At 38.8% G+C, this 13852-nt stretch carries 9 protein-coding genes and 1 pseudogene; 2 read left to right on the top strand and 8 right to left on the bottom strand.

Going from position 1 to position 13852, the window contains the following annotated elements:
* Positions 1 to 248: 248 nt before the first annotated feature.
* The 5 genes and pseudogenes from AB8613_RS20930 to AB8613_RS20910 all read right to left on the bottom strand — a co-directional run bounded on the left by AB8613_RS20930 (position 249) and on the right by AB8613_RS20910 (position 4244).
* On the bottom strand, positions 249 to 755 hold the full coding sequence (locus AB8613_RS20930) for a hypothetical protein (protein WP_372384922.1): 507 nt from the start codon (positions 753 to 755) through the stop codon (positions 249 to 251).
* Positions 756 to 987: 232 nt separating this feature from the next.
* Complete coding sequence (locus AB8613_RS20925) at positions 988 to 1482, bottom strand: transcriptional regulator (RefSeq protein ID WP_372384921.1); 495 nt, start codon at positions 1480 to 1482, stop codon at positions 988 to 990.
* 229 nt (positions 1483 to 1711) lie between these two features.
* The gene (locus tag AB8613_RS20920; protein ID WP_372384920.1) at positions 1712 to 2425 is read right to left on the bottom strand and encodes an EAL domain-containing protein; all 714 of its coding nucleotides are present in this window, start codon (positions 2423 to 2425) and stop codon (positions 1712 to 1714) included.
* Between the two features lie 1101 nt (positions 2426 to 3526).
* A complete protein-coding gene (locus AB8613_RS20915; protein WP_372384919.1) occupies positions 3527 to 4075 on the bottom strand; it encodes a disulfide bond formation protein B in 549 nt (182 codons plus the stop codon).
* A gap of 15 nt (positions 4076 to 4090) precedes the next feature.
* Positions 4091 to 4244, bottom strand: a pseudogene (locus tag AB8613_RS20910) (DUF5993 family protein).
* Positions 4245 to 4629: 385 nt separating this feature from the next.
* Here AB8613_RS20910 and AB8613_RS20905 point away from each other — a divergent pair.
* Together AB8613_RS20905 and gspS2 are read left to right on the top strand one after the other, a co-directional pair.
* Positions 4630 to 5568: an OmpA family protein gene (locus AB8613_RS20905; protein WP_372384918.1), complete on the top strand. Its 939-nt coding sequence runs from the start codon at positions 4630 to 4632 to the stop codon at positions 5566 to 5568.
* 385 nt (positions 5569 to 5953) lie between these two features.
* A complete protein-coding gene (gspS2, locus tag AB8613_RS20900) occupies positions 5954 to 6325 on the top strand; it encodes a type II secretion system pilot lipoprotein GspS-beta (RefSeq protein ID WP_372384917.1) in 372 nt (123 codons plus the stop codon).
* Positions 6326 to 6916: 591 nt separating this feature from the next.
* Here gspS2 and AB8613_RS20895 read toward each other — a convergent pair.
* The 3 genes from AB8613_RS20895 to AB8613_RS20885 are packed head-to-tail and all read right to left on the bottom strand — an operon-like array spanning position 6917 to position 13045.
* A complete protein-coding gene (locus AB8613_RS20895) occupies positions 6917 to 8158 on the bottom strand; it encodes a hypothetical protein (RefSeq protein WP_372384916.1) in 1242 nt (413 codons plus the stop codon).
* Entirely contained in the window at positions 8155 to 9495 is a 1341-nt protein-coding gene (locus tag AB8613_RS20890; protein ID WP_372384915.1) for an RHS repeat-associated core domain-containing protein, read from the bottom strand. Before AB8613_RS20890 ends, AB8613_RS20895 begins: the two co-directional genes overlap by 4 nt.
* A gap of 4 nt (positions 9496 to 9499) precedes the next feature.
* A complete protein-coding gene (locus AB8613_RS20885; protein WP_372384914.1) occupies positions 9500 to 13045 on the bottom strand; it encodes an RHS repeat domain-containing protein in 3546 nt (1181 codons plus the stop codon).
* Positions 13046 to 13852: the final 807 nt, after the last annotated feature.

Genomic DNA, 13852 nt, shown 5'->3' with positions numbered 1-13852 from the left:
ACTAAACAATTGCAACTTAGCAATGATGGATTTAGAACTAAACTCGTTATCGTTTAGCTTGGTTTTCAGATATGATGAAAATGGCATAGGTCAAAGTCACGAGGTCAAATAATTCCCCACATTCTTTGACTTAACGCATGGAAGTTACAGTGAATCTCTGTGAATCACACAAATGCCATCCTAAATCACACGCAAACTTAAGTATAAAAAAATATAAATTTAGGTTTTATGGTAGATGAAAACCTAACTTAGACTGATGTAGGGAAAAGAGTCAACATAGGTCCCCCCGCATGAGAAGAAATCAGAACAAGTCTTCCCTTGTAATAGTTAACAATGTAGCTCTGATCCAATGCGATTCTTGCGTAATAATCAATTCTATCGACAAGCGTTTGGTCGTCTGGATAGCCCATTATAGAATGAGAGTCATCTATCCTCATATCAATGTATTCCCCTTGCCTCACCCAACTTCCCATAAACTCCTGTGTAACCGACTCTTTCAATCCATTCTTGTAATCGGTCTCTGCAGTAATAGATGCCGTAAACTTTCCATCGGAGAAATACAATAGTGTAAACTTAGCTTTAACCAAGTGGAATTTGGCGTTTTCTTTGGTCCCTATGTCTACATTTTGACTCAGTATCACCTCATCAATTTCCCATAAAGGCCCCGTAATATCATATTTAGAGTAATATACTATAAAACTTAACATTGCTGCGATTATATCTAGAGTTAGAATTATAATTATAATAAACCGCATTTATAATGTTCCTTATTAAAAACCTTGGATAGAATTAACCTAAACGTTATCTGCCTTTTATTAGGCTCTTCATAGAATGCAGTCAAAGATAAAAAGTCTTCCGTTGTTGAGTAAATAGCAACAGTATCAGCATCAAAGAGGTTCAATTCTGATATGCACTTGCTAAATATCGGCAGTAGTTTTTTATCAACAGGGTGGTGTTTTGATTGAACTACGTTCAAACTGGAGTCAACTAAATCAATACCAACAACTTTAGAAAAAGGTGAGTCTTCAGGGCTTTTAATATAATATGAAAAAAATTAATTAAAAACACGAGCATAACAATACTTAGCAAAACTAAAACAACTACTGGTGCTCGTTCTTTTCTATTACCACCTTTACTGATGAGCTCGACGTTAGCGTCGAATAAATAACCCTTTTTGGGAATCGTCTTTATCACATCAACTTGAGGTGCCACTATCTTAAGACTTCTTCTCAATTTAGACACAGCCTGCCTAACACTTGTGACATCAACCTCTACCTGCCTTTGTTTTCTCCAAACTTCTTCAAGAAGCTGCTCTACTGACAGATACGTTCCACTGACGATCAATTCCATAAGAATGTCACTAGAGTTATCTCCAATATCATATTTGATAGTTTGTTTTCTATTGAAGCTATCATACCTATATATACACTTACCATGGGGATCAAAAGCAATACAATCCGCTATTAAATAAATCAAACTCACTCCATTAAACTCCAACTGATAATTGAACGCAAAAAACGAAAGAAGAACGCAAAAAATCTCCTTTTGAACTCATTCTGCGAACGAGTCATTATACAAAAAATGCAACAAAGATGTTTAATATGCCAGAGAGAGTTACCATCTCACTAAAATCTTGGGGTTATGAGCGTATCTCGAAACGAGATCTAGAGTGTTGAAAGAAATGAGCCCACAATGAATTCGTATCAAACGCTCACAAACTGTCTGGCCTTCCGAAATAGAACCCTTGGCAAAGTTGGATTCCTTCACCCACGACAAAATCGAGATCTTTCGCGTGTTCAACCCCTTCAGCAACAACACTCAAATTGAACCTTTTCCTGATTGACTCTATTAACAACCAAACATCTCTGTTGTTGTTCGGTTCCTGCACAATTTTCTTATCGATCTTCAGAATATCGGGCATAAAACGAGAGACAACTGCTTCGTCTACGTGAAACCCTTGACCAAAATCATCGATAGCGATAAGAACACCATGCCATTGAAGGCTCTTAATATTATAGGCTAACATTCTTCCGGATCTGCTTTTTGGTTTTGGGGATGGTTCACCTTCAGGTAATTCAACAACTAACTTAATCTTGCGTTCAGATAACCTAGTTATTAGTTCTTCCAAATCATCACAAATTCGATAGTTGCACATATGAACCATAGTGACGTTTACCGACAGATAACGGACACTTTCAGGCAGCAGACTACATACGCTCACTATTTCTTTGAATAGAGCTAACGTAAATTCACGTGAATTTCCATTTAATGATATTTGTTTTAAAGCGGCCTCTATATTGCTTCCTGACTGTACTCTAGACAATACTTCCATAGCAATAACTGTATTTATTTCGAGATCGAAAATAGGCTGGAAGACTACAGTAAACAGCATCTCTCTCTGATTAACTTGCATAGAAAATGGCATTGGATATCTTAACTGTTTTGAATACCGACAATATAACTATTGATAAAATCATAATCATTAGCATTAATACCACTAAATACCCACGACAATGCTAACAACCAATTCACTTTCCACACAAATATTTTCACCCCCTCAGAATTAGCACGATAGTAAATATTTAGCACCATGCGCGCCAACAAAAATGACATAAACATCAATAGTATCAACTTTACGACTACGACTATATTGATATTAATGAACACTTCAACCAAACGATTAAATATCGTAATAGTAGAAATACGAACGATGAACAAAACTCAACACATCAGATGCGTCGACTCCCAAATTCGGCATTTGTTTACACAATTCAAACAGCAATCTGGCTTCAAACAAATGAGGGTCCATACATTACATTGAAGTAAAGTACATGATTTACCCTCACACAAATGGTATTACTGCCTAGAGGGGCTAAATTCACAAATAACCCACCCGAATATCAATGAGGTTGTGACATCGGCTAATCTCCTAGACAACCTCACTGTGGTAAAACTCGACTGGTTTACGAATGTCTTCGCTGTATATAATCTCAATGTCTCAATTTACAATTCCATTGCCTACATATAGCACCTTACACACACGCCTCTAATTGATAAATAAGCCTACTCCAACCCGCCTTTAGATTGCAATCAATCATACCAAGATGATTAGACACTCGTTCCTGCTATCCCACAACACATTGATAAAAATAATTCAAAGTGTAAGCGTTTTACATTAAGATTCTTCAGAGAGCTCTATACAAACATGAATACAAAACCGTATGAAAACCGCAAGCGCTGCTGATTACAAACTTACTTTAAGCAACCAACCATCCGGTATTTTTGAATTCAAAAGTACCTAATTCAATAATCAGTGTTTGACTTTAATTAGGCAGCGAAAGTTAAGGGTAGGTAAACCAACAGGATACAGATATAGCGAAGTGATAATTAAAACAGGTGGAACGTAATCAAAAATGTCTAATATAGCCCCACCAATTTTTGTCAGTAGAGCTTACTTACAACTGGGAAAGTTTTATAAGCCTTATATTATTAAGTTTAGTGGTGTTAGGTTAAACATCAGTAAAACTCACCTAAGTATGTCAAGCAACCAATAACTTACAGGATCCGCTGGGCATTCAAATGGCCCACATTCAATGAAGGTTGAAATAGCGTTAAGAAAGACGGCATAGATGGCCAAGATACACACAGCTCTTCCAAATTTACCAATGTAGTAGGTTTCCAAACTCAATTCTTTATTCCAAATAATTAGCAATATTGAAACACCAAAAATAGTCATACTAAATATTATGAATGCCCACGTATAGTAATGCATACCAAACACAGGACTCCCAAAACCAAGAGTACCAGGAATTACGTGTAGTGAAACTTGTCGAAGTGCTGACACGGCTCCAAACAATGCACCCACAAGTGTAATTCCGTAGTGACTTGGCGCTGTACCGTAAACAACATTCAGCATAAACCCGAACATTACCATGACAAACCCCAAACGTTGAAGCAAACACAGTGGACACGGCAATTCATTCAAACTAATTTGTAAAATCGATCCCATCAATAAAACAATTGTGATTCCTAACAGACCAAATGTGTTGAGTGTAATAATATGTTGTTGACTCACAGAATGTTTTCTCCGTTATAACAAAATTGGCAATGTGTCGGTTGCATGATGGTTAAACCAATACAAACCAAGAAAAACAGACATAGTGAAGAATGCATAACTTACTTTTTTCACCAATAAACGCGCTGGTCATTGCGCTAAAAAGTAATATAAATATAAAACTCATCATAAAACTAACTTTCCTTATACTATTTACTTTACTCGGTTTAACCGGTTTCATAACAACAATCTAAATAATATCGATAAAAATAAATTTGTTAACTTTCCCGTTAGTTGAACGATAATGAAAATGAAATGTTTCATTTAATTTTTTACGGAACGTAAGATAGTGCCATTTCTTGTATGTTTCTTGCTCGTTAATGCATTAATCTTCAACTATTAACATAAGGTAGTAAAATAGAACTTGATGCCATAATATTTTTTTGCGACAGCCCTCGACACTTTTCATTCGCCCCTTAATTGAATTGACAATGCTCGAACAAACGAACCGTTTCTGATTTCATAATTGTTTTGGATTTACAAGTAGAACTATATACCCAATAGAAGAGTAATTTATGAAATTGAAAATGTTAACCCTTGCAATGATATTTACAACTGGATTTGCAAACGCGGCAACTTCTGTTCAAGACCAAGAAATTGACAAATCAGGCATTTGGCTTGGTGCCGCTATGGGAATGGGGATGACCGATGGTTCAGATATTACCGCTGGTGAAAGCGAAGTATTGAGCCCTAAATTGGAAATAGGTTACGACTTTGGTAAACATTTTGGCTTATATGGTAGTTACGACTACATGCATAACCTTGATGATGCCGATTTACACCTTGGTACGTTAGGGATGAAAGGTAATTTATACTTTACTGACAACCTATCAATGTACGGTAAGTTAGGCGCAACTTACATCTTTGCTGATGGTGATGAGCTCAAAACAGACAGCTTCAGTGGTACAGCAGGCTTCGGTCTTGAATATCAATTGACACATGCAGTCACAACTAAGATTGGTTACGATTACTACAATAATCTAGAAGCCAAAAATGGCAAAGATCTAGACCTTAGCCAAGTTTACTGGGGTATGACTTACAAATTCGGTCAACCAGAAACTCCTCTTATTGTTGAGAAAAAAGTTGAAGTTCCTATCGAAGTGGTAAAAGAAGTTAACACAACTCAAGTATCACGCTCTACCTATACTCTACCGTACGAAACAGGTCAGGTGGGTGTGAATGAATATGGCCAATACAATCTTGATGAAATCGTAACGACAATGCTTGATACCCCACAATTGAAGGCTAATATTGTAGGTCGTACTGATTCAACGGGTTCACAGAAAACTAACTTAAGAGTATCAGATGAACGCGCGCAAAATGTGATGCAATACCTTATCAACCAAGGTATTGATGCTGAGCGTATCCACACCTTAGGTGTTGCTAACCAACAGCCTCTCAGCGATAGTAGTAATGCACGCTTAGAACGCTCAGTGCAAGTTACACTAAACTAATTTAGCAACAACTATCAAATAAAATCAGCGAGGGGGGGAATAAAGTTAATATTCCTCCCTCTATCTTTCATTAGTTATAAAAATACACATTACTTCGGATGGCCACCATTATTTATAACGGTGGTCATTACGGATACCAACCCTAGAGATATTACTGTCTTTGGTAAGATTTGGAATAATTCTTACAACTGTATATTGATATCAGTAAGAGCAAAAAAATAATTTTGTTTAAAATAAAGCGAAACCAGAGCAGAATGCACAAATATTACCAGTAACGCCGAGTATCATAGCTACTTTATTTTGATTACCCTTCCCTTTAGATGTTGTCTATTTGTAACACGCTTAAAATGACAGTGTCATAATCTTTATCTAACCGTAGGTTTTTATGCGCTTTTTACTCATTTACTCATTGTTGTTCATAGGACTTCAAGGCTGCGCATCCGCTTCTGATTCCACTGTTGTGCATAGACTTGCAGAAAATAGAGCGGATTTACTGTCTCACGTTGAGGTCTCTCAGAAAGAGGTAAAAATAGTCTCAGCAAAAGTTCAAGACAATTTAATCCAATTGACCTTGCAAATGGCGCCTTTAACCCACGAGCAAATAAAAAACTATCCAGCACTTATCAAACAAAGTTACTGTGAAAGCAGTGATACTCGAAAGCTTATGGAAATTGGGGTTCGCTATAATTTACAAGTATTAGATGTGAATTCAACCCCGGTTATGTCATTTGATGTAGATCGTGAACAATGTCCTTAATATTTAGGGTTAGCTATCAGACATTGGGCTTACTGTTCGTTCTCCCTGTTTTGTCATATTATTTTAGATTAGAAGTTCGAGTGTATCTTTGAGCTTTTCTTGCGTTATCAGTATGTCATATGGGGATAAGATACTTGAAAATGCGCTGCTATCTATACCTCCAAGCCCTTCATAGTAATGTACCAATGAGGCCTGAAATATAATCGGCAGACCTATTTTAGTGAATACTCAACTAAATATCGTTCACGAGAAGCGCCATGTTGGTTGTTGGTCTCAGATCTACAAAATGGCGCTGTCTTTTCGACAACTTCGGCTCTAATAAAACCTTAAGATATTACAGTTTCGTTGAATTTTGGCATTTGGCATTTGGCATAAAACGTTAAACTCAGCATGCTAATTTTGACAACAACCCCATACCATAGAGCAAAGCTTTAATGGTCTATAAAATACACTATCAGTGTGTACAGAAAATACCAGTGCATTAGGGCAACGTCGTTAGCATTTGATCTATATATACCACAGTATTACCAACATTCAATTTTATCCAAATAACAGCCCACTCCTGCGTATGACTGAGTTAATTGGTAACTATTACATCAACTTTACATTCACTGGATTCCAGCCTAAAATATCACCGTCAAAACCAAGAGTGAAGCTAGAAGTCGTTCCATACACATCAATCAATCTTATCTCGCGTTCGTAAACTGACTCTACGTTTGCAATATCCGAATGAGCACTCGTGTAATGAGTCCCATCAGGTCTATAGCAGTCAGCCTCAGACAAATCAGTCATACATGTGTCAGCCCCATGCTGCACCACGTAGCTATCTCCCCCATTATAATCCGCATCTTGACCTCTATACTCCAATGTAAAAAATGTTCCAATATACTTATAGCCATTCACTGGTTTGACTGATAGCTCATATTGACGGCGTATACTCGGTTCTGAAGGCATAAAAAGGCTTATAGCTGACAATTTTTTTGTAGTATTGACATCAATAAATACGGTTGTCAGCCAATTTAACATTGTTGGGCTTTTGGGGGCGGGGTTAGCTATTAATGCTGCTGAGTCTGTTGTTGTATAATTAATCCCTTGTTCCACATGTAGATTGCTGTAATTCGCCTCACTTATCAAAGGTGTTGAGTTTGTTTTCAAGTAAAGCTGAGCAGAAAAAGCTCTGTCTATACATGTAGGTTCATTAACACAACCTTTCTCCCATTCCTCGTGAATTTCATCTTCGGGAATTGATTGCCCAAAAGAAAAATTTTCCTCTTTACTAGTCAATAAAAGTTCTTCTGTCGATAGGTAAATAGGCAAATTGGATTTCAACATTATACTGTTATTATTAATCCCTTCTTCACAGGAATCTTTCGTATACTCAACGCCAGTAAGGGAGTTAACTACCGTGATTTCTGCACATACACGAATTATATCAGACGGTATCAATGTCGAAAGATAGAGTCTTTTTTTAGTCGTTGCCTTATTCATAGTGCTAGCGTATCGGCTTGTTCTTGAAGAGATATCATGTAGATAAGTATTTTCCTCATCTGTATAGAACCACCCAGAGTTTTCAACATCACCTAAAGTATCGTAGTCTTTTAATTTAAATGACTTTACTTCATAACTTTCATCTAACACATAATTAATGTCGGCTATAGCCTGCATTTTTCCGTTACCGTATATATTCCCAGAACCTGGTGTTGTAACGTATAAATCCAACACACCGCTCCCCGGAGGCCCAATTTTCGAGAGTAAAAAAGCATGACTACAATCCGCCATCGCGCCGCTTGACGTTAATAATGTGATAACAGCGATGTATAATCTTAAATTCATATATGAATCCTATTTTCATTTAGAGACAGAAAGACTCCAGTGGGAAATGTTGACGTATGAAACCCAATCCATTTGTTATATTCTTTGCCACCCCCTCCCATTGCAACCTCAATGTCATTGGGAAGAACTGTTCCCTCAATCAAGACTTCGCCATCAATTATTGTGCCTTCAGAGATATGTTGATCAAGATTTTCTAGTATATAGTTCCGGTCAAACACATGTTGGTCGGTAACATTTAGCCTATAACAATAAACCAACTCTCCCATTAGAAGTTTGGGTCCATCAAAAAGTGATGGCTCATAAAGTTGACCATAGACAGAGCCCCCCTCTATTGCACTAAAGGCCCTACCTTGAAGGGAGCTCACCGGGACTTGATTGACGGGAGCTGCATACATACCACCATGAATACGGATGGTCCCCGGACTTCGTGTGTCAACTCTCTTATAGTATGTCCCGCTAGAAGGAGTAGTAGACTTAATAGCTCGTCTTGATCTTCTTTGGCTAGAACCAAGACTGCTTTTGGTAGGACCCAATGGGTAACCAAAAGCGCCATTCCGACCTCTAACCATTCGGCTTGATATCGAGTCAAGACTACGGAACAGTCGCCCTATGCCTTTACCAACACCAAAGGTAGCCAAACCGACTACAGAACCGATACCGGCATTGATACCTGCCTGCTTGACCGGAGTCCCTACTGCGACATTTAGCCCAAAATCAACCCCACCAGAAACCACTGTATCTGCCACAGCCAAACCGATCTGAACACCAGTCTTAGTACCGACTGCTGCAGCCCCGAAACCACCGCTAATCAAGCCTAATGCAGCGCCAATGCCGACTTGTTTTGCATCAAATTTCGTTCCTGTAACTGCCGCTCGAATACCTTCAGCGGCCGCTGAAATACCTGCGCCAACAATTGCACCGACGATTGCACCGATAACCAAGCTTAGAAAGGCAAAATGGCCACTGGGGTCTGACCGATTTACTGGGTCTCCCAAAGCATAGGCATAGTTGTTGATACCGCCTTTACCAAAAGGGCTCATACTATCAGCGGAATTAAAACGCATAATTCTAGGATTATACATGCGGTACCCATTACCCAAATGGTATCCACCTGTCACTGGATCTTTACGTTGACCATTAAACCCAAGTGGGTTTAAAGCAATAGGGCTGTTAGCTAAAGAAGATGATGAACGTAGAAGCGATGAGCGAGCTATGGTTGGAGCCATACCAACAAAGGCTGTTCCTGCTGTAACCATAGAGGACTGTTTAATGAAACGACGCCGGTCCTGACTGAACATTGTAGAAGATAACGGCATGTTACTAGTGCTTTGCTTCATCGACTCATCCCTCTCCATATGGTGTATAGCGCCGAGTTTCTCTTTCCTCTTTACTATCAGAATCCGACAGAGTTTTGACGATACTCCCTTGAGTGTTCCCAAAAAGAAATTCATGTTTTTGTTCACTCTCAGTAGAGACAACTCTCCCTGTTAACCTAGACGATCCCCTATGGTAACGAGAATAGGTCTCCCCTGACAATTCGTTGGATAATTGCCCATTGCTATAAAATAAATACAACAGATCCTCTCCAACAGTCTGAGAAACCATTCGCCCACTGGCATCATACCTATAGCGAGACAGCTCTCTCCCATCACGATCATCGGCTGACTCTAACTGATTGAGCGCGTTGTAATGATAACTTCGCCCTTGGTCATCGTTGACTAGATTGCCTAAATCATCATATTCGAATAAAACTTCTTTAGGATAGCTAGGGTGGGTATTTTTGACTGTTAAAAGTCTTACCGGGTTTAGAGGGTCATAAAAGAAAATTCCAGTATTACTGGTTTTATCAAAGAAGGAACTAACAGCCTGAGTGATATTGCTGTAAATATCATGAGTAAACCTCTGCTGCGTGACGATATTACCATAATCGTCTTGAGGGCAATTCGAGCCCTCGCACTTGTAACTCACTAGGCGATTCAACTCGTCATAATCAAACTTTTCTGTAGAAGCCCCACTTGTGTCAGTACAAATACGCGTATCAAGAAGCAGACTGATATTATAAGTCTGCTTTATCGAGAAGACTTCAACACCATTGAACCTAGCTACTCTTGAGGTTTCCAACCCGGTTGCATTATAGTCAAGCTCTATTACCGCTTTATCGCTACTTTGCTGAGTCGTATACCTCCAAGGTCGACTGTATTTATCATAATCAATAATTGTTTCAATTTTGCAACTCGAGTCAACGTCAGTCATCGACACCAAACGTCCCAGCTTATCGTATTCGTATCGTGTTTTATTACCGAAAAAATCCGTACGTTCAAGCAGTTTTCCAAGTAGGGAATACCTATAAACCGATTGACGAGCATCACCATTATTTAGTTCGACCTTTTCGATTAATACACGGCCATAACTATCTCTGGTCAAAGTTGTTTTACTCCCCTGATTAAGATTACCAACAAGCTGCGCATTTTGCTTATCGTACTTGTATAAGCTGTTTAAAGTGGGTCGACCACGTAAAGTAATAGACTCTGATACATGAAGGTAAACATTGTTTCTAACATCCACGAGTTCACCATTAGGCATCGTTATGCTATCTGGCCGAACCCCTACCCCAGCATAAGAATATGATCTAGCCACGTCTGCCGACTTCTCAGTGGTGACTCGAAATAGACCGTCAAAGTCTCGCAGCCCTAACTCGACACCATTGATGCAGACTTGGCTTACTTCAGCCCTATCGGTGAATTCTGGGTATGAAAACGATTCAACCACTCGCTCATTATCAATATTCCTTTCCGTCGTAACCACTCTATCAAAGCTGTCATACCTAACCTCAGTAATGCGACCAGCAGTATCCTCAGTTGTCCGAAGGTTCCCATAGCCATCATAGGTATAACGTGTTCTGGCAAGAAGGTTTCCCGTTGCATCTCTTGATTCTTTCTCAACTTTCTGTCCTGACAGATTGTAAGTAGTAATTTCAGACAGGAGCCCCGTCAAATTATAGGTAGTTCTAAGTAATACTGGGTTCTGTTCAATAACCTCTTGTCTTCCATCCGAATGGGTCACCGAACATACATTTCCATTCACATCATAGGTGAATTGTGTCTCAAGAGTGATAGAAGTAGAACCTAGCCAATCTGTGTCAATCTTTCTGCATACAAGACCATACTCATCATACTTAAATTGATGAACTGTCTTTGGCAAAGAACCACTTGGTGAATTTTTAACACTCACCACATTCCCTACATTATTCATCTTGGTACTGGTGGCATTTCCTTTTGCGTCCATTTCGGTTGTCACATTGTTGCCACCACCTACGCAATACACAATATTCTTACTGGTTTCAAACTCAGTATCAGGGGCAAACAGTGCTTGTGTCATGCGTCCCAGTTGATCATACGTAAATCGACTAACCACTCCCTGACTGTCAATGCGTTCTATAGAAAGGTAAAAAAAGTACTCTACGGTTTCACTTTCTGTAACCTCAATACCGTCATGAGTTAGAAGAGTCGCCGAAGTCTTTAGTCCGTTAGAAGCGAAGTGATAATCATAGTGCACAGTTTCAGCATATGATCCGACTGTTGATTTCTCAGATAGAACGCGACCATGCACTAGTGGTCGATTAATATCATCATAGTAACCCCACTCTTTTGAATAATTATCGCCTCTCAAAGAGGATAGAACGATGAAATAGTTACCATCCTGACTCGCCAGAGATTGGTAGGTCATCACTTCCTTTCGAGCTGCTTCATTGTGGTTAGATTTAACGGGAACAAAGCATTCCTCTTTAACTAAATAAACCATGTCATGGGGCGAAGCTGGACAGGCGCCTGATTCTCCTGAAGCCGAGTAAAAAGTTCGGGTTGTCTGAGAGCCATCCACCTCCCGTTCAAGAGTCAAATTGCCATAATCATCGTAATCATATGCCTTAGTAAAGGTTCTAGAAACTCCGAGATAATGATATGTCGTCGTTTCTTTCTTGAGCAGACTGTAAATTGCCGGTTGATTCTCTATATCAGCATCAAGATTAGCAAAGTGTTCATAGGATTCTTCTTTGTAAAGATCCCCATTATCATAGTATCTCGCCTTTTCTATTAGGTGATATTTGTTGTACTCACGTTCAACAACCTTGTTGCTGTTATGCGTTTCTATCGTAGTGTACCGATAATCACTTCTCGCTTTAAACAGCGTATCTTCACCTGGCATCCAAGCTCTATCGCTGCCAAAACCTAAGTAATTTTTATCCGAGTAGTCATATACAACGAATTGTAATGGCTGCGCTTCTCCTGGGTACATCGTATATTTTTGGATAAAAGGAATACTAACCAAAGGCGCATCTTCAGGTAGAGAGTGACCATGATCTAGGTATTCCATTTGCTCTACTAAACCTGTTGCGTGAACGGATTTTTCGATCACATCATAACCAGACTCATCTACATATCTATACTGAAAATACATCGGAGTACTCAGTCCAGGAAACGAAATATTGGACAAGCGCTTAAAACCACCTCCACCTGTTTTCTCGATAATTATTGTCTGACCAACATCACCGCCTAGACGATGCTCAATGATTGTTTCCCACTCATTAGTCCACCAATCAATGATAAGCTCTCTACCGGTCTTATCATACATTCGCCATAACACTGGCTGAAAATGAAAGTTACCGTACTCGTAGTAAGTTTCTAACCCTGAAGGGGACACAGTTCTTTTATGTATCCCCTCCTCCCAATCTAAATACTCAGCTCTACCATCTTTATGAATAACCTTAAGTTCTTTAGAGTCATCAATATATAACACTCTTATATCTTTTAGTTTTCTATATGGCATTTCATATTCTTTTATCTCGTCATTCCATACCAACTTAAATGACTGTCCAGTAGAAAGTACCAATACATCATTATCCTTGCTAAATTGACTTATAGGTATACTCCACCCTCTACCAAAGCCTGTATCAAGCCCGTTAGAAGCGTCATATGTCAGTTGAACGGAGATTGTAGAGCCACTGCTTTTGTAAGAAAAAAGCGTCCAACATTAATACTAACCGAATACATGCCAGTGCGTGGATCAACCCCAGAGTCAATATTTGAAGAGAAGTTGTCTGCGTTACTAATGACACTAGAGTCACTCATAAGGCTAAGTCTCCCTTTATTAAAGGTTTTATACAGAGTGAATAAATTACGTGTTAACTGTTGCAAAGGAATATGAAGATACACAATAAGATGCATATCAACAATCAAGACAATACGTTCCTTGAATATTTCTTAACTAAATGAGACTTCCCTATGCATAGTGTCGCTCTAATCTGTCTGTTTTAGTTTCGATCTCATACTGAATTTTTATGGGTGTAAACGGGCTAAATTCGAATGAAACGACATATCATTCCAGCATTTTTGACAACGACGTACGTTTTTTACCGAATTCAAAATAGATGCCGCAAGTTTGGTTCTTGACCAAAGTTACTCCATACCTGAAACCAACTCAAAATTGAGCGAGGTGGTAAGCCGTTGTTTTGCTAGTCCGTCGATTTATTTAAGGTAGTAGTTGAAGACATAAAAATCACCTACACCAATGCATGGTTCAATTAAAATTCAGGTCAACAATCCACCTAGAAATAAAAAATTAGACACCAAAAAATTACATTAACATATTAAAATTTACTATCGAACTTTACTCTAGGTGTAAAAACATCATACCAAT

The organism is Vibrio sp. BS-M-Sm-2, from assembly GCF_041504345.1.
Lineage (GTDB): Bacteria > Pseudomonadota > Gammaproteobacteria > Enterobacterales > Vibrionaceae > Vibrio > Vibrio satsumensis.
This window is presented reverse-complemented; position numbering and strand designations above follow the sequence as displayed.